Here is a 24054-nt window from a genome sequence, read left to right as displayed (position 1 = left end):
GGGGTCAGCCCTCCAGGTGCGCCTGGATCGGGATCTCCTGCGTGTCGACGCCGACGACCGCGACCTCGTCGGGACGGCCGGGCAGGACCGTGCCCACGTAGTCGGCGACGGTGTCCTCCAGGGAGGTGTCGTGGCCGGCCCGCTCGGAGAGGTACCAGCGGTGCTCGAGCAGCTCGTGGAAGAGCTCGGCCGGCTCCAGCTTGGCGCGCAGCTCGCGGGGTACCGACCGGGTGACCGGCTGGTAGACCCGGGCCAGCCAGTCGTGGGCCACCAGCTCCTCGTCCTCGCCCTGGCGGTCCGTGGCGGCACGGTAGGAGTCGAGGTCGTTGAGCAGGCGCCGGGCCTGGTTCTCCTCGACGTCGAGCCCGGTGAGGTGCATGAGCCGGCGGGAGTGGTGGCCGGCGTCGACCACCTTGGGCTCGATCCGGATGTGGGTGCCGTCGACGTCGGTGCTCATCTCCAGCTCGTCGATGTCGAAGCCGAGGTTGTTGAGCCGGCGGATCCGCTCGTCCACGCGCCACCGGTCGCCCTGCTCGAAGCGCTCCTCGCCGGTGAGCTCGTTCCACAGCAGGTCGTAGCGGTGCATGATCAGGTCGGCGATCTCGACGGGGTCCTCGCCCTCGTCCAGCTGTCCTCCGGCCTCGAGGTCCATCAGCTCGCCGGCGATGTTGCCGTGCGCGATGACCAGGTCGTGCTCGCGCTGCCCGGGGGAGAGGGCGGGGTGGATCTCGGCCGTCTCGGCGTCCACCAGGTAGGCCGCGAACTCGCCCGCGTCCCGGCGGAAGAGCGTGTTGGACAGCGACACGTCGCCCCAGAAGCAGCCGGCCAGGTGCAGCCGGACCAGCAGCACCGCCAGGGCGTCGAGGGTGCGCCGGGCGGTGTCGGGACGCAGCCGCTGGGAGAACACGGCCCGGTAGGGCAGCGAGAAGCGCAGGTGGCGAGTGACCAGGCAGGCGTCCAGCGGCTCGTCGGCCCCGTCCGTGCGCCCCGAGACCACGGCGAGCGGCTCGACCGCGGGCAGGTCCAGCCGGCGCAGGTTGCGCAGGGTGTGGAACTCGCGCCGGGCCAGCGGCTCGCTGATCTCCTTGACCGCCACCACCTGGCCGGAGAGCCGGGCGAAGCGCACGACGTGCCGGGAGATCCCGCGGGGGAGGGCGGCCAGGTGCTCCTCGGGCCAGTCCTCCAGCGGCAGCGACCAGGGCAGGTCGAGCAGGGCCGGGTCCGGCTTGACGGCGGTGAGGTCGAGCGGCATCCGCCCAGCGTACTCAGCCCCGCTGACGCGCCGGCGCGTCTTGACGGGATGCCGGTTCTATGGTTCATTAGTCATGTAATGAACAGATGAAGATGACGAAGGTACAGCGATGGGGACCGACCCGGTGACCGAGCCGTTCGACGACCGGACGCCGATCTACCAGCAGATCGCCGAACGGCTGCGCGACGCCATCCTCGCCGGCGACCTGCAGGAGGAGGACCAGGTCATGTCGACCACGCAGTACGCCACCACCTACCGGATCAACCCGGCGACCGCGGCCAGGGCGATGAGCGCGCTCGTCGACGAGGGGCTGCTGCACAAGCGCCGCGGGCTGGGGATGTTCGTCTCGCCAGGGGCGCGCGAACGGCTGCGGACGCAGCGGCGAGCCACCTTCTGGCAGGACGCGCTGGGCCCGGTCCTTGCGGAGGCGCGAGCGCTGGGGATCACCACCGAGCAGATCGTCGACCACATCAAGGAGCAGTCATGAACGCGCCGCTGGGCGTCGAGCTCGACGCCGTCACCCACCGCTTCGGTAGGACCGAGGCGCTCACCGACGTCAGCCTCACGCTGCGCCCCGGGGTCGTCACCGGCCTGGTCGGGCGCAACGGAGCAGGCAAGACCACGCTCCTCTCGCTCGTCGCCGGCCTGCGCCCGGCGCAGCACGGCTCCGTCAGGGTGGGGGGCCGCGACGTCTGGGAGGACCCGGCGGTCACCTCGCGGGTCGCCCTGGTGCGCGACCGCGGCGGGGTGCTCGAGGACCAGCGGATACGGCATACCCTCACGATCCACCGGGCGCTGCGCCCGCACTGGGACGAGGAGTATGCGGTGCACCTGCTCGAGCGCTTCGGGGTCCCGTCGCGCAGGAGGCCCGAGCAGCTGTCCACCGGTCAGCGCTCGAGCCTGAGCGCCGTGCTGGCGCTCGCCTCGCGGGCCGAGGTGACGCTGCTCGACGAGGTCTACCTCGGCATGGACGCCGTCGCCCGCCGGATGTTCTACGAGGAGCTGATGGCCGACTACGCCGCGCACCCCCGCACGATCGTGCTGTCCTCGCACCTGCTCGACGAGGTCGAGGACCTCTTCGAGGACGTCGTCGTGCTGGACCGCGGACGTGTCGTGGCCGCCGGCGACGCCGACACCGTGCGCCAGCAGCACTCCACGGGGGACCACCTCGCCTCGCTCACCGACGTGCTGGTGCAGGTCAGCAGCTCCAGCAGTCCCAGCACCCCAGGAAGGACCGCACGATGACCACCACGCACGCGGAGGCAGCCCGCCAGGACCACGCAGTCCAGTGGGTCCGGGTGGCCCGGCTGCTCACGACCGAGGCGCTGCGGCACCTGTTCTGGGCGATCGGTGTCCTGGTCGCCATCGTCGTCGTGGGCAGCCTGGTCGCGTGGTGGCAGGGCTGGGAGATCGTGCCGGCCGACGTGGGGCCGGCCGAGCTGTTCGTCCAGGTCACGGCGGACACGAGCGGTGTGCGGATCGTCGCCTCCTGGGTCGTCTTCGTGGTCGGCGCCGCCATCGCGGCGATCGTCAACCAGGCCGTGCTCGCCAGCAGGACACGCGTCCTGGTCGGTGCCGGTGCCACGCGTCGCTCGGTCGCGACCGGGCTGGTGTCCTCGATGCTGGCCATGACGGCGCTGGTGCTCGTGTACGCGGGCGTGGTGCTGCTCGTCGTCGGCGCGGGCCACGGGCCTGGTGTCGCTGCGGCCGGCGCGAGCAGCGGCTCCGGGCTGCTGCTCCTCATGGTCCGTCTCACGGGCGCGCTGGTGCTGGGCATGACCGGCGCCATGCTCGTCGTGGCGCTCTTCCAGCGCTGGCAGTGGTGGGTGGGAGCGGTCGTGCTCGCGGTCTTCTTCTGGGTGGCGCCGGCGCTGCTGGCGATCGTCCTCCCGCCGGTGTGGGCGTGGCTCGAGGCGGCGGCGGGCTGGTGGGGCTCGAACCTGGTGCTTGCCGTGGGGACGCTCGTCGTCTACTGGCTGGTCGCCCGCCGGGTGCCGGTGCGCTGAGCCGCCCCGGCTCAGCCGTTGCGCCGGGCGAAGGCGTCGAGGACCTCCCCCGGGATCCGCCCGCGGTCGGAGACGGCATACCCCTGCTGGCGGGCCCACACCCGGACCTCTGCGGGGCTCGGGGCGGCCGCCGACGGCAGCGGGGAGGCCTCGGTCTGCGCGTGCACGGTCTCGCCGGCGTGGACCAGCGCCGCCGCCAGGAACCGATAGGTCCACTCCTGCGCCAGGGCCCGCGTCTCGCAGAAGACGACCGGCACGCCGGGGAAGCGTGCCTGGCACTCGCCGAGGGCATCGGCGACCGTGGCGGGACGGACCCGGTCGAGCTTGAAGACGGCCGAGTAGCGGTCCTCCACGACCACCGCGGCCGAGGGCAGGGTCGCCAGGTCGGCGAGCAGGTAGCGCATCTTCCCGCTGGTCAGCGTGGCCACCAGGTCCTGCAGCGACTTGCGCTCCACCGAGGCCACGACCTGGTCCCCCGCGAGGACGGCGTAGTCGCCGGACCGCAGCGCCCGCCGGACGGTCGTGGCCTGCTGGTGCTCGAACTTCCAGGCGTAGCGCTCGTGGCTGTCGACGACGATCTCCAGCCCGGCGACGCCCCAGCCGCGCGCGGTCGGCAGGGACACGGACGGCCGGGCCTGCTTGGAGGTCCGCGCCGTCTGCCAGAAGATCGCCTCCCGCCCGCCGCGCACGCGGGTGAGGACGAACTGGGAGCGGTTCTCGCGCCCGCGGTCCAGGACCAGGTCGATCGCCGCCCCGCGGCGCACGCACGAGCGCACCGGCACCCGCTCGAGGATCTCCGGCTCGCGCGGCCACCCCACCGCGCGGTGGCAGTAGACCTTGCCGGTCCGTGGCCACGTCTCCTTCGCCTTGAGCACGATCCCGTCGGGGCCCAGCGGGATGCGCAGCAGGAAGGGCAGCGTCGTGCCCTCCTCCGGGTTCCGGGCGATGAGGAAGTCGTCCAGCACCCCCTCAGCCTAGGACGCGCGTAGGGTCCGGCCATGGACCGGAACACGCCTACCGCCACCGTCACCGCGTTCACCGACATCATGTGCGGATGGTCGACGCTGGCCTTCCACCGCTTCTACCGGGCGCGCAGCGCCGCGGGGCTCGACGGGCGGGTCTTCCTGGACCCCCAGCTGTTCCTGCTCGAGGACGTCAACGCGACCGCGTGGAACAGCGCGGTGACCGAGGGGGAGAAGCCGGTGCTCGTGGCGCTGGAGGAGGGGCTGGAGCTCCGGCCCTGGCAGCGTGATCCCTCGGAGTTCCCCGTGACCAGCCTGCCGGCGAACGAGGCGGTGCACGCCGCCAAGGAGCAGTCGCCCACGGCCGCCGAGCAGCTCGACATGGCGCTGCGGATGGCCTTCTGGCGGGACGGCCGGTGCATCAGCATGGGGCACGAGATCCTCGACGTGGCTGCCGGCTGCGACGCGGTGGACGTCGACCGGCTGGGCGAGGCGCTCGACGACGGCCGCGCCCGCGGGGCGATGATGCGGGCCTACCGCACCCGCAGCGAGCGGGTCCGGGGCAGTGCGCACTTCTTCCTGCCGGACGGCAGCGACGTCCACAACCCCGGCATCGCGATGCACGAGGTCGGGGAGACCGGCTACCTCGTGGTCGACTCCGACGACCCGACCGTCTACGAGGAGATGCTGCGACGGGTGGCGACCGCCGCGGGCCTGGACTGACTGTGGTCAGCCCAGGATCTGCGCCAGCCGCATCGCGTCGTGCGGGGCGTGCACCTTGGCGTCGTTGTCGAGGTAGACGTAGACGTCCGCCTCCCGCGCCCACCCGCGGATCCGGCCGGCCCACCGCCGCAGCGCCTCCTCGGAGTAGCCGCTGACGTAGAGCTCGGTGTCGCCGTGCAGCCGCACGTAGACGACGTCGCTGGTCACGGCGTCCAGGACCGGGAAGCGGCCCGCCGAGTCCGCGACCACCACCCCGACGCCCTGGCGCCTCATCAGGTCGAGGAAACCGGGGTCCTGCGCGAAGCTCGGGTGCCGCACCTCGAGCACGTGCTCCAGCGCTCGTCCGGGGTCGGCGACCTTCAGGTATGCCGTCTCCCGCAACCGGTCGTCGTGGCCGCGTGCCAGGGCGGCCGCCTCGCCGTGGGTGCGGGGCAGCAGGGTGAGGAAGTGGCCCAGCTGCTCCGCGTCATACCGGTGGGCGGGACCCAGCTGCCAGAGCACCGGGCCGAGCTTCGCGCCCAGGGCGAGCACGCCGGAGGCGAGGAAGTTGGCGAGCGCTGTGTCGACGTCCCGCAGCTTCTTCAGGTGCGTGATGAAGCGGCTGCCCTTCACGGCGAAGACGAAGTCCTCCGGGGTCTGCGCCGCCCAGGTCGCATAGCTGCTGGGCCGCTGGAGCGAGTAGAACGACCCGTTGATCTCCACGGTCGACAGCCGGGAGGCAGCGTGCTCCAGCTCGCTGCGCTGGGGGAGACCGGGTGGGTAGAAGACGCCGCGCCACCGCGGGTAGCGCCACCCGGAGATCCCGACCCTGATCGGGTGGTCGGCGGTGGGCACCTGTCCAGTGACTCACGGAAAGCAGGGTCTTGACAACCGCTCGTCGCGGGGCGGCGGCGACGAGGCGGCGGCCGCAGGCCGATGATGGGTGCATGGACACCTCGGAGCGGCAGACAATCGGTTTCCTCGGTCTCGGCCCCATGGGGATGCCGATGGCCCAGGCCCTGGCGGACGGCGGCTTTCGCGTCGTGGCATGGAACCGGACCGCCAGCAAGGTCGGCCAGCTGCAGGAACGCGCACCGTCGGTAACCGCGGCGCACACTCCGCGGGAGGTGGCGCGGGGGGCGCGCACCGTGGTGGCGATGCTGCCCGACCTTCCCCAGCTGGAGGCACTGCTCGACGGCCCGGACGGGCTGCTGGTGGGGTGGGAGGGCGACGGCGGGCGCGGGGGAGACGGCGGGAGCGGCGGAGGCGAGGCCACCGGGTCCCAGGAGCCACCGCTCCTCGTCGTCACCAGCACGGTGAGCCCGGTGCGCGTCGCGGAGCTGGGCAGCGAGCTACGGAGCCGAGGGGTCCGTCTCGTCGATGCGCCGGTGAGCGGCGGGCCGGGTGGCGCGGAGAGCCGGGGGCTGTCCGTCATGGTCGGCGGCGACCCGGATGACGTGGAGCGGCTGGCGCCGGTGCTTGCCGCGATGGGCAGCACGGTGCGACACCTCGGTCCGCTCGGGGCTGGCTCGCTGACCAAGGCCTGCAACCAGGCGGTCGTCGGCGCCACGCTGGTCGCCCTCGGCGAGGCGGTCCGCCTGGCGCAGGCAGGAGGACTCGACGTCGCGACCGTGCTGGAGGTGCTCGGCGGAGGCCTCGCCGGCTCGGCCGTGCTGCGGCAGAAGGGCGAGCGCTACCTCACCGGGGACTTCAGCGGTGGGGGCAACTGCCGCAACCAGCTCAAGGACCACTCGATCATCCTCGAGGCAGGACGCAGGTACGGCGTCCGGCAGCCGGTCTCCGAGGTCACCCGGGACCTCTACGCGGAGGTGGTCGAGCGCGGGGGCGGCGACCTCGACCACACGGGCGTGATCACCGTCCTGTGAGGAGTCGTCGCGGGGATGCGCTCTAGGACCGGGGCCCGGCCAGCCGCTCCCGGACCACGTGGACACCGTCCCCGCCGAGCTGGTCCAGGTAGGCGGTGCGTCCGGTCATCGTCATGGCCAGCGCCTCGGTCGTCCCCGCGACGACGGGACCTTCACCCCATACCCGGTCGGCGTCGGTCGCCGCCCAGCTCACCCCGTCGAGGAAGCCCCGCGCGGGAAGGAAGGACTCCTGGCCGCGGGGAGAGGTGACGACGTCCACGACGGCCTCCCGCCGTTCGACCGGCACGGTGACGTCCATCCCCCGGGGCTGGGTGAGGTCGCGCAGGTGGATGCAGCTGTCGGCAAAGGGGCCCGCCGCGCCGATGTACCAGGGCCTCGACCTCTCGCCCGCCCGCCGCCGCAGCTCGCCGGCCACCGCGGCCAGCGGCCGGTCGGAGAGCCTGGCCGCGATCACGTCGCAGGCCCGGGCCATCGAGCGCACCCGCGCAGCCGTGAGCAGGAAGCGCCAGGAGGGCACCCTGATCGGCTGGAGCAGGTGGCCCGTCAGGGTGCGCACGTCCCAGCCCTCGCACAGCGTCGGGTCGCCGGCGTGCGCCTCGCCCAGGGCGTCGGCGCTGTCGGCGAAGAGCAGGCGGTGCTCGCTGGTCCAGGCGAGCAGCTGCTCCTCGCTCCGGGTCGTCGAGGCGTCCATTGTCCTACCCTGGCACGAGGGCGCGCAGGGCGGGACCCGCACCGTGCCACCATGTCCGCATGAGAGCAGTGGTGTGGGACGGGCCGGGTCAGCCGATGCGTGTCGAGGAGGTGCCCGTCCCGCGCCCGGGTCCGGGTGAGGTGCTGATCAGGGTGGCCGCGACAGGCGTGTGCCACACCGACCTGCACGTCATCAAGGGAGAGGTGGCCTTCCCGGCCCCCGGGGTCCTGGGTCACGAGACCTCTGGCACGGTCGAGCAGCTCGGTGCCGACGTCACCGACCTGTCGGTGGGCGACCGGGTCGTCGCCGCGTTCATCATGCCGTGCGGCACCTGCCGCCAGTGCGAGGCCGGTCGCGACGACATGTGCGTGCCGTTCTTCGAGCAGAACCGGCTGCGCGGCAACCTGCTCGACGGCACCTCACGGCTCACCCGGGCGGACGGCTCCCGCCTGTCGATGTACTCCATGGCGGCGCTGGCCGAGTATGCCGTGGTGCCCGCCACCGCACTCGCGCGCCTCCCGGAGGGACTGCCGCTGGAGGAGTCGGCGGTGCTGGGCTGCGCGGCGTTCACGGCGTACGGTGCCGTCGCCCGCACGGAGACCGACCTGCGCGGCCGGTCCGTGGCCGTGGTGGCGGTCGGCGGTGTCGGCTCCAGCGTGCTCCAGCTCGCCGCGCACCTCGGCGCTGAGCCGCTCGTCGCCGTCGACGTCGACGACGCCAAGCTCGCCCGGGCGCACGAGCTGGGGGCGACCGTGACCGTCAACTCGCGCAGCGACGACGCGCGGGCGGCGGTGGACGAGGCCACCGGTGGGGCCGGGGCCGAGGTGGTCATCGAGGTGCTGGGTCGGCCCGAGACGGTCGAGCTGGGCTTCTCGCTGCTGCGCGACGGCGGACGCATGGTGGTCGTCGGCATCGCCCCCGGGAGCGCCACCGCAGCGATCCCGATCACCGCCCTCGTGCGGCGGGGTATGTCCGTCGCCGGTTCCTACGGTGCCCGCACCCGGCGTGACCTTCCCGAGGTGGTCCGCCTCGCCGCCGAGGGGGCCTACGACGTCCGCCGGGCGGTGAGCCGCCGGTTCAGTCTGGAGGAGGCGCCGCTGGCCTACGAGCTGCTCGACGCCGGATCGATCCAGGGTCGCGCGATCGTCACGATGGGCTGAGCCGGCTCGGCCTGCGCCGGGCCCCGGCGAGCGTCAGCCGCGCCGGCTGAAGGCGCCGTCCTGCAGGGCGTCCTGCTCGAGGGCGTGCACCTTGGTCGACCCGGTCGACGGCGAGGCTGAGGCTGACCGCGAGACGAGCCGCAGCGGGCGCTCCTCCCCGTGCTGGGCCAGCGCCCTGGGCAGGTTGAGCGCCATGAACGGCCAGGCGCCCTGGTTCTCCGGCTCGTTCTGGACCCAGACCAGCTCGGCGTTCGGGTACTTCTTGGTCAGTGCCGCCAGCTGGGCCCCGGGGACCGGGTAGAGCTGCTCCACGCGCAGGATCGCGGTGCTGGTGTCCTCGCGCTGGTGACGGTCGTCCTCCAGGTCCCACACCAGCTTGCTGGAGGCGAGGAGCACCCGGTCCACCGACTCCGCGTCCAGCTGTGCGCTGTCCGGGAGGACCGGCTCGAAGGTGCCGCTGGTGAAGTCCTCCGGGCTGCTGGCTGCGGACTTCAGCCGCAGCATGGCCTTGGGCGTGAACACGACCAACGGCTTGCGCGGGCGCGCCGTGGCATGCCTGCGCAGCAGGTGGAAGTAGCTGGCCGGCGTCGAGGGGTAGGCCACCGTCATGTTGTCCTCGGCGCACAGCTGCAGGTAGCGCTCGATCCGTGCCGAGGAGTGGTCCGGGCCCTGACCCTCGTAGCCGTGCGGAAGGAGCAGGACGACGCTGGAGCGCTGGTCCCACTTCTGCTCGGAGGAGGAGACGAACTCGTCGATGATCGTCTGGGCGCCGTTGGCGAAGTCGCCGAACTGTGCCTCCCACAGCACGAGTGCGTCGGTCCGCTCCACCGAGTAGCCGTACTCGAAGCCCATCGCGGCGTACTCCGAGAGCAGGGAGTCGAAGACCTCGAAACGGGCCTGGTCCTGGCTCAGGTGGTGCAGCGGGGTCCAGGTCGCGGCCGTCTTGTGGTCGGTGAGCACCGCGTGCCGCTGCACGAAGGTCCCCCGGCGCGAGTCCTGCCCGGAGAGCCGGACCGGCGTGCCCTCGACCACCAGGGACCCCAGGGCCAGCAGCTCGCCCATGGCCCAGTCGATGCCGCCCTCGCGGCTCATCTGCTGCCGGTGGGTCATCAGCTTGGCCAGCTTGGGGTGGATGGTGAACCCGTCGGGCACCGAGGCGAAGGAGTCGCCGATGGTGTGCAGCAGCTCCTCGCTGATCGCGGTGGGCCGCTGATGGGTGCCCATGTCACCCTCGTCCTGGGCTTGCGGGCGCTCCAGGCCGCGGGTGCCGTCACCCTCGCCCTTGAGAGCGGCCTTGGTCTCGGTGAAGACCTGCTCCAGCTGCTTCTGGTAGTCGCGCAGCGCCTCCTCGGCCTCCTCCACCGTGATGTCGCCACGGCCGATGAGGGACTCGGTGTAGAGCTTGCGGACCGAGCGCTTGGCCTCGATGAGGTCGTACATCAGTGGCTGGGTCATCGACGGGTCGTCGCCCTCGTTGTGCCCCCGGCGCCGGTAGCAGACCATGTCGATAGCGACGTCCTTGTGGAACTTCTGGCGGTACTCGTAGGCCAGCTCGGCGACCCGCACCACCGCCTCGGGGTCGTCGCCGTTGACGTGGAAGATCGGCGCCTGGATGGTGCGTGCCACGTCGGTGCAGTAGACCGAGGAGCGGGAGTGGTACGGGGCGGTGGTGAAGCCGACCTGGTTGTTGATGACGACGTGGATCGTGCCGCCGGTGCGGTAACCGGGCAGCTGCGACATCTGCAGCGTCTCCAGCACCACGCCCTGGCCGGCGAAGGCGGCGTCGCCGTGCATGAGCACGGGCAGGACGCTGTAGTCCTTGTCGCCGCCGTCGTGCTCGAGCTTGAGGCGGTCGTGCTTGGCACGGGTGATGCCCTCCAGGACCGGGTCGACGGCCTCCAGGTGCGAGGGGTTGGCCGCCAGGTAGACCCGCGTGCTCTTGCCCTCCTCGCTGCGGAACTCGCCCTCGGTGCCCAGGTGGTACTTCACGTCGCCCGAGCCCTGCACCGAACCGGGGGTCGAGCGACCCTCGAACTCGCGGAAGATCTGCCCGTAGGACTTGCCGGCCAGGTTCGCCAGCACGTTGAGACGGCCGCGGTGCGGCATCCCGATGGTCACCTCCGACAGGTCGTCCTCGGCGGCGTTGGACAGCACCTTGTCGAGCAGGGCGATGACCGCCTCCCCGCCCTCGAGGGAGAAGCGCTTCTGCCCGACGAACTTGGTCTGCAGGAAGGTCTCGAAAGCCTCCGCCGCGTTGAGCCTGCGCAGGATGCGCAGCTGCTCGGCCGGGGCCGGCTTGTCGTACTTGACCTCGAGCTTCTCCTGGAACCAGGCCCGCTCCTCGGGGTCCTGGATGTGCATGTACTCCACACCGGTGGTCCGGCAGTAGGAGTCGCGCAGCACGCCCAGGATGCTGCGCAGGGTCATCCGGGGCTTGCCCCCGAAGCCGCCCGTGGGCACCTCCCGGTCGAGGTCCCACAGGGTCAGGCCGTGGTTCTCGATCTCCAGGTCGGGGTGGGTGCGCTGGACGTACTCGAGCGGGTCGATGTCGGCCATCAGGTGGCCGCGCGTGCGGTAGGCGTGGATGAGCTGCTGGATGCGGCTCGCCTTGGAGATGTCGTCGTCGTGGGTCGCCGCGATGTCCGGGGCCCACCGGATCGGCATGTAGGGGATCCGCAGCGAGGTGAAGATCTCGTCGTAGAAGCCGTCCTGGCCCAGCAGCAGGTGGTGGATCCGGCGGAGGAACTCCCCGGACTGGGCGCCCTGGATGATGCGGTGGTCATAGGTCGAGGTCAGCGTCAGGATCTTGCTCACCGCCGCGGCGGTGATCCGCTCCAGCGCGGCGCCCTGCCACTCGGCCGGGTAGTCGAGGGCACCGACGCCGACGATCGCGCCCTGGCCCTTCATCAGCCGGGGGACCGAGTGCAGCGTGCCGATGCCGCCGGGGTTGGTCAGCGAGATCGTGGTGCCCTGGAAGTCCTCGACGGTGAGCTTGCCGTCACGCGCCTTGCGGACGACCTTCTCGTAGGCGGACCAGAACTCGAAGAACGTCATGTTCTCGGCGCTCTTGATGTTGGGCACCAGGAGCTGGCGGCTGCCGTCCGGCTTGGGCACGTCGATCGCCAGGCCGAGGTTGATGTGCGCCGGCTCGACGAGGACGGGCTTGCCGTCGGCGGTGGTGAAGCCGTTGTTCATCTCCGGCATCGCCTTGATGGCCTTGACCATGGCGTAGCCGATGAGGTGGGTGAAGGACACCTTGCCGCCGCGGGAGCGGGCCAGGTGGTTGTTGATGACGATGCGGTTGTCGATGAGGAGCTTGGCCGGCAGGTTGCGCGCGCTGGTGGCGGTCGGCACCTCCAGGCTGCTCTCCATGTTGGTGACCACGCGGGCCACGGCGCCGCGCAGCGGGGTCATGGTGCCGTCGGTCTGCGGACCGGCCTTCTTCGGGGCCGGCGAGTCGCGCGGAGTGGGGCTCTCCTTGGTTGGGGCCTGCTTCGCGGGATCGGCCTCGGAGGGCTGGGAGGTGGTGGACGTCGCAGCCTTCGCCGGCTGGGACGCGGCGGGCGTCGACTGCGCCTGCTTCTGCTCGGGCCGCGCCTGGGCAGGGACCTGGCTGCTGCGGGGCGGAGCCGGGGCGACCCGGGGGCCCGGGGCGGGCCGCTGGGGCGCGGCCGGCCGTGGTGCATCCTCGGACCGCTGGGCGGCCGGGGCCGTGGTGCTGGGTGAGGCTGTGCTGGGTGAGGCTGTGCCGGGTGAGGCTGACGCTCCGTTGGAGCTGCTGGCACCTCCCTCGAAATAGCTACGCCAGGAGGGGTCTACGGACCCTGGGTCCTGGTCGAATCGCTCGCGCATCTCCTCGACGAGCCACTCGTTGGCTCCGAAGTCCTCGAGGGTCTTGTCGCTGCTCGGGGGGTTGGCCACGGAATTGCGCCTCTTCTCGATCCGTCGGGCTGCCTGACGATGCACGCAGAATGCACCTCGGTCACAGCCTAGCTGCAAGGAGAAGGAGGTCGCGGACCCGGGTTGGCGGCTCCGGTCGGCGTGTCGACCGGAGCCGCGGCGGCCCTCGCGCGGGTCTTTTCGGGTCTGTCAGCCCACGTCGCGGCGCTGGGTGAGCACCCAGCCGATGAGCGTCATCACGGCGGCATAACCGAGCAGCACCAGGGCCGCGACCCACCAGCTGAGCTGGTCGGGATTGCCGCCGGCCTGCTCGATCGTGGTGGCGTCCATCCCCTGGAAGAGGCTCAGGGCGGCCGAGCTGGCCTGGCTCGGGAAGAACCGGGCCACGTCGGCCAACGAGTCGACCATGCCGATGAAGACGCCCAGCAGGGGCTCGATGAGGAAGGCGAAGGCCACCCCCACGAAGAGCGCCGCCACCTGGTTGGGGATCAGCACCCCGAGCCCCAGTCCCATCAGGCCCCAGAGGACGAGCACGAGCAGCAGTCGGGCCAGCACGCCGATCAGGTCGCCCGCGTCGGGGAAGACCGCCCTGTCGGCCGCCATGAGCATCGCGCCGCCGGTGATCAGAGCCCCGGCCAGGTGCGCCAGGCCGTTGATCACGACCACGAGGGTCAGCGCCACGACCTTGGAGGTGATCACCCGGCCCCGGCGTGGGGAGGCCAGGAAGGTGGCGGTCAGGGTCTTGTGGCGGTACTCGGTGCCCATCGACAGGATGCCCAGCACCAGGCTGAGCAGGTAACCCACCTGAAGACCGCCGGTATAAATGGTCCGCGCGAGCACCGCCGGGTCCAGGGAGTCGGCCAGCGGCGCGCCGCCCCCCTCGCCCGTCGGCCCGGGCACCGAGACGAAGAGCATGAACGTGGCCGTGATCCCGACGAAGACCGCGGCGAGCAGGAACTGGGCCAGCGGCATGCCCCACCCCGTGCGGGTGGTGAAGGCCTTGCGCAGCTCGGATCGGATCAGGCCGGTCATCGGGTCTTCTCCTGCAGGTTGCGGTTGCGGTGCTCGGGCGACTCGGTCAGCTCCAGGAACAGCCGTTCCAGGTCGGTGCGCAGCGCGCGCAGCTCGTGCACCGGCTGGCCTGCCGCCAGCGCCACGTCGCCGACGCGGGCCAGGTCGCCGCCTGCACCCTCGACCTGCAGGGCGTCGGGACCGTGCTCGGGTGAGGGGTGCGCGGTCAGGCCGGCCCGGCCGAGCTCCGCCGCGAGCGCCGCGGCGTCGTCCGTGCGCACCAGCGCGGTCTGCTCCCCGTGCAGCTCCTCGATCGTGCCCTGGCTGACGACCTGGCCGTTGGCGATGATGACCACGTCGTCGACGGTCTGCTCGACCTCGGAGAGCATGTGGCTGCTGACCACGATCGTGCGGCCCTCGTTCTCGGCCAGGTGCCGAAGGAACCCGCGCATCCACCGGATGCCCTCCGGGTCCAGTCCGTTGGCCGGCTCGTCGAGCAGCAGCACGCCGGGGTCGCCGAGGAGGCCGGCCGCCAGACCGAGGCGCTGCCGCATACCCATCGAGTAGGCGCCCGCCCGCTTGCGCGCGGCGGCGGGGATCCCGACCAGCTCGAGCAGCTGGTCGACCCGGCTGTCCGGGATGCCGTGGGTGGCCGCGAGCACGCGCAGGTGGTCGCGCCCCGAACGGCCGGGGTGGAAGCCGGTGGCCTCCAGCGCGGAGCCGACGACGTTCATCGGCCGGGGCAGGTCGGCGTAGCGCAGCCCTCCGATCAGGGCCTCGCCGGAGGTGGGCCGCACCAGGCCGAGGAGCATGCGCAGCGTGGTGGTCTTGCCGGCCCCGTTGGGGCCGAGGAAGCCGGTCACGCGGCCGGGGCGGATGTCGAAGGTCAGGTCGTCGACGGCACGGAGCGTTCCGAAGGTCTTGGTGAGCCCCCGGATGCTGATCCCCGTGCCCTCGTGCAGGGCGACGTCGGTCATGGTCACAGTCAACCAGGCTCACCCGGCGCGCACATCCAACCTCCGACGGAGATGCGCCTCCTCCCTCGGACGGGTATGCGGTGCGCCCGGTCAGCCCAGCCTCATCACCACGGTCTTGGTCTGGGTGAAGTGGTCCAGCGCCTCGACGCCCTTCTCCCGGCCGTAGCCCGACTTCTTGACGCCGCCGAAGGGCAGCTCGACGCCGCCCCCGGCGCCGTAGGTGTTGACGAAGACCTGCCCCGCCTCCAGCTCGGCCGCCGCCCGGTGCGCCCGGGACAGGTCACGGGTCCACACCGCTGCGAGCAGGCCGTAGTCGGTCGCGTTGGCGAGGCTGATCGCCTCGTCCTCGTCGGCGAAGGGCATCGTGACCAGAACCGGTCCGAAGACCTCCTCCTGGGCGATGGCGGAGCCCGGGTCGACCCCGTCGATGAGGGTCGGCAGCCAGTACGAGCCGCCCGCGAGACGCTCGTCCTCGGGCGCGGAGCCTCCGGTGACGACCTCCCCCGAGCGGGCGCCCTCCACATACCCCCGGACCCGCTCCTGCTGCTGGGCGGACACGAGGGGGCCGAGGTCCGGGTCCTCCAGGCCGGGGCCGATGGTGGTGGCGCGCAGCCGGGCGGCCACCTTCTCGACGAGCTCGGCCCGCACGCTCTCGTGGACGACGAGGCGGGAGCCGGCCGAGCAGGTCTGGCCGGCGTTCTGCAGGATCGCCCTGGCGACGAAGCCGGCTGTCAGGTCCAGGTCGGCGTCGGCGAAGACGACGTGGGCGGACTTGCCACCCAGCTCGAGGATGGTCGGCACGACCCGGTCGGCCGCCGCGTGCGCGATCGAGGAGCCGGTCACGGTCGAGCCGACGAATCCCAGGTGGGCCACGCCCGGGTGCTGCGCGAGCGCCGCCCCCGCCTCGGCGCCCAGGCCGGTGACCACGTTGAACAGGCCGGCAGGCATCCCCGCCTCGATCGCCAGCCGGGCGACCTCGACGGCGGTGCGCGGGGTCTCGTCGGCGGGCTTGACCACCACCGCGTTGCCGGTGGCGGTCGACGCGGCGACCGCCCGCGAGAGCAGTTGCATGGGGTAGTTCCACGCGACGACGCTGCCGACGACGCCGTAGGGCTCGCGGCGGGTGTAGACGTGCAGGTCCGGCCCGAGCGGGATCGTCGTGCCGTAGTAGGCGTCGATCGCGTGGCCGTAGAAGCGGAAGTAGCGCGCGCACACCGTCGCGTCGGTCCGGGCCTGGCCCAGCGGCTTGCCGGTGTCCTGCGACTCCAGGCGGGCGAGGCGCTCGCGGTCCCGGTCGACGAGGTCGGCGAGCCTGGTGAGGACGGTGCTGCGCTGCTCCGGCGTGGTCCGCGCCCACGCCCTCTGCGCCGCTGCGGCGGCCCCGACGGCCGCGTCGACCTCGCGCACGCCGCCCCGGCCGACCCCGCCGATGACCGAGCCGTCGGCCGGGTCGACGTTGTCGAACGTGTCGTCGGCGGGCAGGTCGGCACCCGCGACGAAGGAGTGGGTCACGGTCGGGGGGCCGGGAGTCATGGTGCGAACGTACCCCGCCCTCCGACGGGCAGGGCCGGTGCTCCGCGGAGCACCGGCCCTGTCCTGTTGCGCCCCCGGCAGGATTCGAACCTGCGCTCCCGCCTCCGGAGGGCGGTGCTCTATCCCCTGAGCTACGGGGGCAACGGCGTGAAACGATACCAGCCAGGAGGGCAGGCGCCGTAACGCCGCCCGTCGGGGGCAGGGCGCGCACGCCACTAGACTCGCGGGGGTGACCCCCGAGCAGCTCGCCGATGCCATTCACGCCGCCCTGACCGCGGCCGCCGCCGACGGTGTGGCGATGCAGGTGCCCGACCGCGGGCGGGTGCGTGTGGAGCGTCCCCGCAGCCGGGAGCACGGCGACTGGTCGACCAACGTCGCGCTCCAGCTGGCCAAGGGGGCGGGTATGCCGCCGCGCCAGCTCGCCCAGCAGCTGGCCGAGCGTCTGGGCGCGGTCCCGGGGGTGGCCCGGGTCGACGTCGCCGGCCCCGGCTTCCTCAACATCACCCTCGACGCGGCGTCCGCGGGCGAGCTGGCGCGGTCGGTGGTCGAGCAGGGTGAGCGCTACGGCACCAACGACACCCTGGCCGGGCACGTGGTCAACCTCGAGTTCGTCTCGGCGAACCCGACCGGGCCCCTCCACATCGGCCACACCCGGTGGGCGGCGCTCGGCGACGCCCTGAACCGGCTCCTGACGGCCAGCGGCGCGGACGTGACCGCCGAGCACTACATCAACGACGCCGGCTCCCAGATGGACAAGTTCGGCGCCTCGATCGTGGCGACGGCGCGCGGCACCGCCGTGCCCGAGGGTGGTTACTCAGGCCCGTGGATCGACGACCTCGCCCGGCAGATGCTCGCCGAGCGCCCCGACCTGCTCGAGCTGCCCGAGGCGCAGGCCAGCGCGCTCGCCCGGACCCGTGGCTACGAGCTGCAGCTGGCGCAGATCCAGCAGACGCTCGAGGACTTCAACGTCCACTTCGACGTGTGGTTCAGCGAGAAGTGGCTGCACGACACAGGCAAGGTCGAGGAGGCGGTCGCGCGGCTGCGCGAGCAGGGCCACGTCTTCGACCAGGACGGCGCGGTGTGGCTGCGCACCACCGAGTTCGGCGACGACAAGGACCGGGTGCTGATCCGCGCCAACGGCGAGCCCACCTACTTCGCCGCGGACTGCGCGTACTACCTGTCCAAGAAGGATCGCGGGTTCCCCCAGAAGGTCTACATGCTCGGCGCGGACCACCACGGCTACGTCGGGCGGCTCAAGGCGATCGCGGCCTGCGCCGGCGACGACCCCGAGGCCAACATCGAGGTGCTCATCGGCCAGCTGATCAACATCAGCGGCGAGCGGATGGGCAAGCGCCGCGGCAACGCGGTGTTCCTCTCCGACCTCCTGGAGTGGATCGGCACCGACCCGGTCCGCTACTCCCTGGCGAGGTTCCCTGCGGACACCCCGCTGGACCTGGACGGCGAGGAGCTGCGCAAGCGGTCCAACGACAACCCGGTCTACTACGTGCAGTACGCCCATGCGCGCACCTGCAACGTCGCCCGGCTCGCCGGCGAGGACGGCGTGCTGCGCGAGGACGGCTTCGACCCCTCCCTGCTGCAGCACGAGACCGAGGCGACGCTGCTGGCCACGCTCGGCGACTTCCCCCGCGTGGTGTCCCAGGCGGCGCAGCTGCGCGAGCCGCACCGGGTCGCCCGCTACCTCGAGGAGCTCGCGAGCGACTTCCACAAGTGGTACGACGAGTGCCGCGTCCGGCCGCTCTCCGCGGACGAGGAGATCACCGACCTGCACCGTTCGAGGCTGTGGCTCAACGACGCCACCCGACAGGTTCTCGCCAACGGGCTCACGCTGCTCGGCGTCTCGGCGCCCGAGCGCATGTGAGCCGCATACCCACCCAGGAGACCCCATGAGCCCCCAGCCCCTGCGCGTCGCCCTGCTCGGAGCCGGCACCGTCGGCGCCGCCACCGCCCGCCTCCTGCAGGGGCGCGCCGATCTGCTGGCCGCGCGCTGCGGCCGCCCCCTGGAGCTGGCCGGGGTCGCCGTGCGCGACGCCTCCCGCCCGCGCGACGGCGTCGACCCCCAGCTGCTGACGACCGACGTCGAGGCACTCGTCGACGGTGCCGACGTCGTCGTGGAGGTGATGGGCGGGATCGAGCCGGCCCGCACCCTGATCGAGCGCGCGCTGCGGCGCGGGGTGCCGGTCGTCACCGCCAACAAGCAGCTCATCGCCCAGCGCGGCCCCGAGCTGCACGCCGTCGCCGACGGTGCGGGGGCGGGGCTGCACTACGAGGGGGCGGTGATGGCGGCGGTCCCCGTCATGGCGGTCGTCCGCGAGAGCCTGGCCGGTGACGAGATCACCTCGATCTCCGGGGTGGTCAACGGCTCGACCAACTACGTGCTCGACCTCGTGGCGCGCAAGGGCGTGCCGTTCCAGGACGCGGTGCGGCAGGCGGGGGAGCTGGGCTACCTGGAGGCGGACCCGACCGAGGACCTGGAGGGGCTCGACGCGGCCGCCAAGATCGTCATCCTGGCCCGGACCGCGTGGGACCTTCCCGTCGCGCTCGAGGACGTGCAGCGCCAGGGGATCAGCAGGCTGACCGACGCCGACTTCCGGCAGGCGGCGGCCCACGGCACCGTGGTCAAGCTGGTCGCCTCCGCCTGGCGCTCGCGCGCCGGCGGCCTCGACCGGGTCGAGGTGGCGGTCCGTCCGGTCGCGCTGCCCCAGGACGACCCGCTGGCGCAGGTGCGCGAGAGCGTCAACGTCGTGGTGATCGAGGCGCGCTCGGCCGGCACGCTGCGGCTGCAGGGAGCAGGCGCCGGCGGCGACGAGACGGCCTCGGCCGTGCTCGGCGACCTGGTCCGCGCCGTGCGCAGCCTGCCCTGAGACACGCCCGGCCGAGGATCACGGCGGGGTGTGGTGCCAGGGCGTGGTCGTGTTATCTTGAGGGTGCCCCGTGAGCGCGGGCGGTCCTTCGTTGGCCGGCTCCGGAGCATCACCATCCACGGACCTGGGCCGTCGTGTCGACGTCTTCGCATCGTTGTCGACGTGGCCGGCGCGCCCGTCATCCGGTCCGTGGCACGTCTCCCGTCCAGCCGACGTCGAAGTGCGCTGGACCACCACCCGAGAACCCCGTGCACCGGACGAGCGTCCGGCGGAGGGGGAAGGACAGTACGTGACCGACATCACCGAGGCTGCAGCGACCAAGACCGGCGCGCTCAGCACACTTCGTCTGGCCGAGCTCCAGCAGCTCGCCTCCAGCATGGGCATCAGCGTCAACGCCAAGATGCGCAAGGCCGACCTAGTCTCGGCCATCCGTGAGCAGCAGCGCGGGGGCCGCGGAGCCGCCAGCGTGGCCGGCAAGAACGGCGCGCAGGCCGCCAGCCGGCCCGCTGCCGCGGCGACGGCTGAGAAGCCGGCCGCTGAGAAGCCGGCCGACAAGCCGGCCGACAAGCCGGCCGCTGAGAAGCCGGCCGACAAGCCGGCCGCTGAGAAGCCCGCCGACAAGCCGGCCGCTGAGAAGCCCGCCGACGAGCAGTCCCGCCAGCAGACTCGTGCGGAGTCCGCAGGCGAGACTCGCGAGGAGACTGGTCAGACCGGTGGCGAGGGCGGCGCCGCCGCCCTCGAGGCGGCGCTGGACCGCGCCCAGGCCGAGCGGGAGTCGGGTCGCACCCGGCGCTCGCGCCGCGCCGGCTCCGGTGCCGGTGCTCCGCGTGCGGTGGAGGGCCGCTCCGAGCAGGGTGGCCAGCAGCAGGGCCGTGGCGACCAGCAGGGCCAGCACGGTGACCAGCAGCGCCGTCAGCAGGGCGACCGTCAGCAGGACCGTCAGCAGAACCAGGGCGACCGCCAGCAGGGCGACCGTCAGCAGGAGCGTCAGCAGAACCAGGGCGGCGGCCAGCAGCAGGACCGTCAGCAGAACCAGGGCGGCGGCCAGCAGCAGGACCGTCAGCAGAACCAGGGCGGCGGCCAGCAGCAGGACCGTCAGCAGGGCCAGGACGGCCAGCAGCAGGGTGGCTACGACGACGAGGAGGGCGGCGGCCGCCGTCGCCGCAGCCGTCAGCGGGGCCGGGACCGCAAGCGCGGCCGCACCGGTCCGGGCGTCCAGGGCCAGCAGGGCGGGCAGCAGCGTGAGGACGAGGAGACCTACACCGACGAGGACGTGCTCGTCCCCGTCGGCGGCGTCCTCGACGTCCTCGACAACTACGCCTTCATCCGCACCACCGGCTACCTGCCGGGGCCGACGGACATCTACGTGCCGCTCAACATCGTGCGCCGCTACGGCCTGCGCAAGGGCGACGCGGTCCAGGGCGCCATCAAGGCGCCGGCCGAGGGGCAGGACAACCAGCACACCATCTCCTCGACCGGGCACAAGCGCGACCGGGGCAAGTTCAGCGCCCTCGTCCGGCTGGACGCCATCAACGGCCGCACGCCCGAGGAGTCCCGCACGCGTCCCGAGTTCGGCAAGCTCACGCCGCTCTACCCGCAGGACCGCCTGCGCCTGGAGACCGACCAGAAGAACCTCACCACGCGGGTCATCGACCTGGTCGCCCCGATCGGCAAGGGCCAGCGCGGCCTGCTCGTCGCCCCGGCCAAGGCCGGCAAGACGCTGATCCTGCAGGCGATCGCCAACGCGATCACGGCCAACAACCCGGAGTGCCACCTCATGGTCGTCCTCGTCGACGAGCGTCCCGAGGAGGTCACCGACATGGAGCGAGCGGTCAAGGGCGAGGTCATCTCCTCCACCTTCGACCGCCCGGCCGAGGACCACACCACGGTCGCCGAGCTGGCGATCGAGCGCGCCAAGCGCCTCGTCGAGCTCGGCGGCGACGTCGTCGTGCTCCTCGACTCGATCACCCGCCTGGGCCGCGCCTACAACCTGGCGGCCCCGGCCTCCGGCCGGATCCTCTCCGGTGGTGTCGACTCCGCGGCGCTCTACCCGCCCAAGCGGTTCTTCGGCGCAGCCCGCAACATCGAGAACGGCGGCTCGCTGACCATCCTGGCGACCGCTCTGGTGGAGACCGGCTCCAAGATGGACGAGGTCATCTTCGAGGAGTTCAAGGGCACCGGCAACATGGAGCTCAAGCTGGACCGCCAGCTGGCCAACCGCCGCATCTTCCCGGCCGTGGACGTCAACGCCTCCGGCACCCGCCGCGAGGAGATCCTGATGGGCTCCGAGGAGCTCAAGGTCATGTGGAAGCTGCGCCGGGTGCTCGCCGCGCTCGACCAGCAGCAGGCACTCGAGCTGCTCCTGGACCGGCTGCGCAAGACCAAGCACAACTACGAGTTCCTCACCCAGGTCCAGCAGACCTCCTCGATCAGGCTGGACGACGAGGACTGAGTCCCCCGGGAATGCCAGCCTCCGGCACGACGTTTTCGTCCGTGCCGCACACATCTGGCAGAATCTCCCCTCGGCCCACCGGTTCACGGCGCGCACCAGGCGATGCCGACCCGGGGGACACACCACCTACAGGAGTGACATGAAGAAGGACATCCACCCGGAGTACGTCGAGACCCAGGTGACCTGCACCTGTGGCGCGTCGTTCACGACCCGCAGCACCGCCCCGTCGGGCAAGATCAACGCCGACGTCTGCTCCAACTGCCACCCGTTCTACACGGGCAAGCAGAAGCTCATGGACACCGGTGGTCGGGTCGCCCGCTTCCAGCAGCGCTACGGCAAGAAGGCCGACGCCAAGTAAGTCTTGGGCACGCCGGTCCCGCGACTCACGGTCGCGGGACCGGCGTTCGCCTTTTCCGACCACCACGAGAGGGGTATGGCGTGTCCTCCTCGGACTTCGCCTCAGCGCTCCCGCTGCTCGCCGAGCACGCGGACATCGAGCGGCAGCTGGCCGACCCTGCGGTGCACGGTGACCCGAGTGCGCTCAAGCGTCTCAACAAGCGGTATGCCGCGCTCGGACCGACGGTGGCCGCCTACCGGGCCTGGGAGCGCGTCTCCGACGACCTGGACACCGCCCGCGAGCTCGCCGCCGAGGACGCCTCCTTCGCCGAGGAGGTCCCCGGGCTGGAGGCGGCCGAGGCGCAGACCGCCGAGCACCTGCGCCGCCAGCTGGTGCCGCGCGACCCCGACGACGACCGCGACGTGATCCTCGAGGTGAAGGCGGGGGAGGGCGGCGAGGAGTCGGCGCTGTTCGCCGGCGACCTGGTGCGGATGTACCTGCGCTACGCCGAGCGCCGCGGCTGGCGTACCGAGATCCTCGACACCACAGCCTCCGACCTGGGCGGCTACAAGGACGCGCGGGTGGCGATCCAGGCGACCGGCACGCCGATCCCGGGCGAGGCGCCGTGGGCGCGGCTGAAGTACGAGGGCGGGGTGCACCGCGTCCAGCGCGTCCCCGTCACCGAGAGCCAGGGCCGCATCCACACCTCGGCCGCGGGCGTCCTGGTGATGCCCGACCTGGACGACCCGGGCGAGGTTGAGCTCGACCCGCACGACCTCAAGGTCGACGTCTTCCGCTCCTCCGGCCCCGGCGGCCAGTCGGTCAACACCACCGACTCCGCGGTGCGCCTCACGCACCTGCCTACCGGGCTGGTCGTGTCCTGCCAGAACGAGAAGTCCCAGCTGCAGAACAAGGAGTCCGCGCTGCGCGTCCTGCGTGCCCGGCTGCACCAGATCGCCGTCGAGGAGGCCCAGGCCGCCGCGAGCGAGCAGCGCCGCAGCCAGGTGCGCACGGTCGACCGCAGCGAGCGGATCCGCACCTACAACTTCCCGGAGAACCGGATCGCCGACCACCGCACCGGCTACAAGGCCTACAACCTCGACCACGTCCTCGACGGCGACCTCGACCCGGTCGTGCAGTCGGCCGTCGACGCCGACGAGGCCGAGCGGCTGGCCCACGTGGCCGACGGGTGAGGACAGACCGGTGGTCGTGACCCTCGACCGGCTCCTGCGCACGGCCACCGCGAGCCTCGCTCAGGCCGGCGTCCCCAGTCCGGCGGTCGACGCCGAGCTCCTGCTCGCTCACGTCCTGGACCGGGACCTCGGCGACGTGCGCCGGGCCCGCGTCCTGGGTGAGGACGTCCAGGACGGCGCGCGGACGGCATACCTGGAGCTGGTGGGCCGCAGGGCCTCCCGGGTGCCGCTGCAGCACCTGACCGGCACCGCCCACTTCGCCGGCCTGGAGCTGGCGGTCGGCCCTGGAGTCTTCGTGCCGCGGCCGGAGACCGAGGTGCTGGTCGGGCTGGCCCTGGAGGCGCTCGAGGGCGTCGAGCGACCCACCGTCGTCGACCTGTGCACCGGCAGCGGCGCGGTGGCGCTCGCGGTCGCACGCGCGCGGTCGGACGCGCGCGTGGGGGCTGTGGAGCTGTCCGCGAAGGCCCACGGGTATGCCGTCACCAACGTCCGGCGGACCGCACTGCCGGTCGACCTGCGGCTCGGGCGGGCGCAGGAGGCGTTCCCCGAGCTGGTGGGGGCGGTCGACGTGGTGACCGCCAACCCGCCGTACATCCCGCCCGACGCGGTCCCCGTCGACGTCGAGGTGCGCGAGCACGACCCGGAGCTGGCGCTCTACGGCGGCGGCGAGGACGGGCTGGAGGTCCCGCTGCAGGTGGCCGCGCGGGCCGCGCTGCTGCTGCGTCCCGGCGGGGTGCTGCTGATGGAGCACGCCGACGTGCAGGGGGAGAGCCTGAGCGCCGCGCTGGCCGCACAGGGGACCTGGAGCCAGGTCGAGGACCACGCCGACCTCAACGGCCGCCCGCGGGTCGCGCGGGCCGTGCGCGGCTGACCCGCCAGCCGTCCCGGTCAGGACATCCCTGTCAGGGAAGCGCGCTGCCCCGGTGCCGCGCTGGGCGGCGACCGGGGCAGCGCTGTGGGTGAGGTTGACCTACTAGAAGATCCAGATCAGCAGGGCGATGATGAGCAGGATGCCCACGATCGTCCAGATCAGTCCGCTTCCACGCATGAGTCTCACTCTCCTCGGGGGTTGACGTCGGCACGCTCTGCGCCGACGGCATCACCTGGACA

General features: G+C 72.3%; 20 protein-coding genes and 1 tRNA gene. 12 read left to right on the top strand and 9 right to left on the bottom strand.

Features of this window, described 5'->3' with window-relative positions; genetic code table 11:
• Positions 1-4: 4 nt before the first annotated feature.
• Positions 5-1252: a DUF4032 domain-containing protein gene (locus tag DV701_RS08430; protein WP_114927918.1), complete on the bottom strand. Its 1248-nt coding sequence runs from the start codon at positions 1250-1252 to the stop codon at positions 5-7.
• A 109-nt stretch (positions 1253-1361) separates the two neighbouring features.
• Here DV701_RS08430 and DV701_RS08425 point away from each other — a divergent pair, with 109 nt between their 5' ends.
• From DV701_RS08425 to DV701_RS08415, 3 genes are read left to right on the top strand one after another with little or no spacing between them, the layout of a single operon-like run.
• Positions 1362-1739 (top strand): GntR family transcriptional regulator, encoded by a 378-nt coding sequence (locus DV701_RS08425; RefSeq protein WP_114927917.1) that lies wholly within the window; start codon positions 1362-1364, stop codon positions 1737-1739.
• A complete protein-coding gene (locus DV701_RS08420; RefSeq protein ID WP_114927916.1) occupies positions 1736-2497 on the top strand; it encodes an ABC transporter ATP-binding protein in 762 nt (253 codons plus the stop codon). The genes DV701_RS08425 and DV701_RS08420 overlap by 4 nt, the downstream gene beginning before the upstream one ends.
• Positions 2494-3258 carry a hypothetical protein gene (locus tag DV701_RS08415; RefSeq protein ID WP_114927915.1) on the top strand — a complete coding sequence of 255 codons (765 nt, stop codon included), beginning with the start codon at positions 2494-2496 and terminating at the stop codon, positions 3256-3258. The genes DV701_RS08420 and DV701_RS08415 overlap by 4 nt, the downstream gene beginning before the upstream one ends.
• A gap of 11 nt (positions 3259-3269) precedes the next feature.
• On the opposite strand, the gene DV701_RS08410 is transcribed toward DV701_RS08415, so the two are convergent.
• On the bottom strand, positions 3270-4223 hold the full coding sequence (locus tag DV701_RS08410; protein WP_114927914.1) for an ERCC4 domain-containing protein: 954 nt from the start codon (positions 4221-4223) through the stop codon (positions 3270-3272).
• A gap of 33 nt (positions 4224-4256) precedes the next feature.
• On the opposite strand from DV701_RS08410, the gene DV701_RS08405 reads away from it, so the two are divergent.
• Positions 4257-4943 carry a DsbA family oxidoreductase gene (locus tag DV701_RS08405; RefSeq protein ID WP_114927913.1) on the top strand — a complete coding sequence of 229 codons (687 nt, stop codon included), beginning with the start codon at positions 4257-4259 and terminating at the stop codon, positions 4941-4943.
• A gap of 6 nt (positions 4944-4949) precedes the next feature.
• Here DV701_RS08405 and DV701_RS08400 read toward each other — a convergent pair whose 3' ends face one another.
• The gene (locus DV701_RS08400; RefSeq protein ID WP_114927912.1) at positions 4950-5777 is read right to left on the bottom strand and encodes a DUF72 domain-containing protein; all 828 of its coding nucleotides are present in this window, start codon (positions 5775-5777) and stop codon (positions 4950-4952) included.
• Between the two features lie 92 nt (positions 5778-5869).
• On the opposite strand from DV701_RS08400, the gene DV701_RS08395 reads away from it, so the two are divergent.
• Positions 5870-6808 carry an NAD(P)-dependent oxidoreductase gene (locus tag DV701_RS08395; RefSeq protein WP_114927911.1) on the top strand — a complete coding sequence of 313 codons (939 nt, stop codon included), beginning with the start codon at positions 5870-5872 and terminating at the stop codon, positions 6806-6808.
• A 22-nt stretch (positions 6809-6830) separates the two neighbouring features.
• Here DV701_RS08395 and DV701_RS08390 read toward each other — a convergent pair whose 3' ends face one another.
• A complete protein-coding gene (locus DV701_RS08390; protein ID WP_114927910.1) occupies positions 6831-7499 on the bottom strand; it encodes a maleylpyruvate isomerase mycothiol-dependent enzyme family protein in 669 nt (222 codons plus the stop codon).
• A 59-nt stretch (positions 7500-7558) separates the two neighbouring features.
• Here DV701_RS08390 and DV701_RS08385 point away from each other — a divergent pair, with 59 nt between their 5' ends.
• A complete protein-coding gene (locus DV701_RS08385) occupies positions 7559-8659 on the top strand; it encodes an alcohol dehydrogenase catalytic domain-containing protein (protein ID WP_114927909.1) in 1101 nt (366 codons plus the stop codon).
• 33 nt (positions 8660-8692) lie between these two features.
• Here DV701_RS08385 and DV701_RS08380 read toward each other — a convergent pair whose 3' ends face one another.
• The 5 genes from DV701_RS08380 to DV701_RS08360 all read right to left on the bottom strand — a co-directional run bounded on the left by DV701_RS08380 (position 8693) and on the right by DV701_RS08360 (position 16221).
• Entirely contained in the window at positions 8693-12511 is a 3819-nt protein-coding gene (locus DV701_RS08380) for a multifunctional oxoglutarate decarboxylase/oxoglutarate dehydrogenase thiamine pyrophosphate-binding subunit/dihydrolipoyllysine-residue succinyltransferase subunit (RefSeq protein ID WP_407669368.1), read from the bottom strand.
• A gap of 237 nt (positions 12512-12748) precedes the next feature.
• On the bottom strand, positions 12749-13591 hold the full coding sequence (locus DV701_RS08375) for an ABC transporter permease subunit (protein ID WP_114927907.1): 843 nt from the start codon (positions 13589-13591) through the stop codon (positions 12749-12751).
• On the bottom strand, positions 13588-14547 hold the full coding sequence (locus tag DV701_RS08370) for an ABC transporter ATP-binding protein (RefSeq protein ID WP_114930928.1): 960 nt from the start codon (positions 14545-14547) through the stop codon (positions 13588-13590). The genes DV701_RS08375 and DV701_RS08370 overlap by 4 nt, the downstream gene beginning before the upstream one ends.
• Before the next feature lie 90 nt (positions 14548-14637).
• Positions 14638-16080, bottom strand: a complete 1443-nt coding sequence (locus tag DV701_RS08365; RefSeq protein WP_114927906.1) for an aldehyde dehydrogenase family protein — start codon at positions 16078-16080, stop codon at positions 14638-14640.
• A gap of 69 nt (positions 16081-16149) precedes the next feature.
• Positions 16150-16221: transfer RNA gene (locus tag DV701_RS08360), tRNA-Arg, on the bottom strand.
• A gap of 88 nt (positions 16222-16309) precedes the next feature.
• On the opposite strand from DV701_RS08360, the gene DV701_RS08355 reads away from it, so the two are divergent.
• The 6 genes from DV701_RS08355 to prmC all read left to right on the top strand — a co-directional run bounded on the left by DV701_RS08355 (position 16310) and on the right by prmC (position 23815).
• Entirely contained in the window at positions 16310-17959 is a 1650-nt protein-coding gene (locus tag DV701_RS08355; protein WP_114927905.1) for an arginine--tRNA ligase, read from the top strand.
• Positions 17960-17984: 25 nt separating this feature from the next.
• On the top strand, positions 17985-18962 hold the full coding sequence (locus tag DV701_RS08350; protein ID WP_114927904.1) for a homoserine dehydrogenase: 978 nt from the start codon (positions 17985-17987) through the stop codon (positions 18960-18962).
• A gap of 289 nt (positions 18963-19251) precedes the next feature.
• A complete protein-coding gene (gene rho, locus DV701_RS08345; protein ID WP_228255283.1) occupies positions 19252-21414 on the top strand; it encodes a transcription termination factor Rho in 2163 nt (720 codons plus the stop codon).
• 139 nt (positions 21415-21553) lie between these two features.
• Positions 21554-21772, top strand: coding sequence for a 50S ribosomal protein L31 (gene rpmE / locus DV701_RS08340; RefSeq protein WP_114927902.1), 219 nt, complete (start codon positions 21554-21556; stop codon positions 21770-21772).
• A gap of 80 nt (positions 21773-21852) precedes the next feature.
• Positions 21853-22944 carry a peptide chain release factor 1 gene (gene prfA, locus DV701_RS08335; RefSeq protein WP_114927901.1) on the top strand — a complete coding sequence of 364 codons (1092 nt, stop codon included), beginning with the start codon at positions 21853-21855 and terminating at the stop codon, positions 22942-22944.
• Positions 22945-22954: 10 nt separating this feature from the next.
• On the top strand, positions 22955-23815 hold the full coding sequence (prmC, locus tag DV701_RS08330) for a peptide chain release factor N(5)-glutamine methyltransferase (protein ID WP_324616621.1): 861 nt from the start codon (positions 22955-22957) through the stop codon (positions 23813-23815).
• Positions 23816-24054 lie beyond the last annotated feature (239 nt).

The organism is Ornithinimicrobium avium (genome assembly GCF_003351765.1).
Taxonomy (GTDB): domain Bacteria; phylum Actinomycetota; class Actinomycetes; order Actinomycetales; family Dermatophilaceae; genus Ornithinicoccus; species Ornithinicoccus avius.
This window is presented reverse-complemented; position numbering and strand designations above follow the sequence as displayed.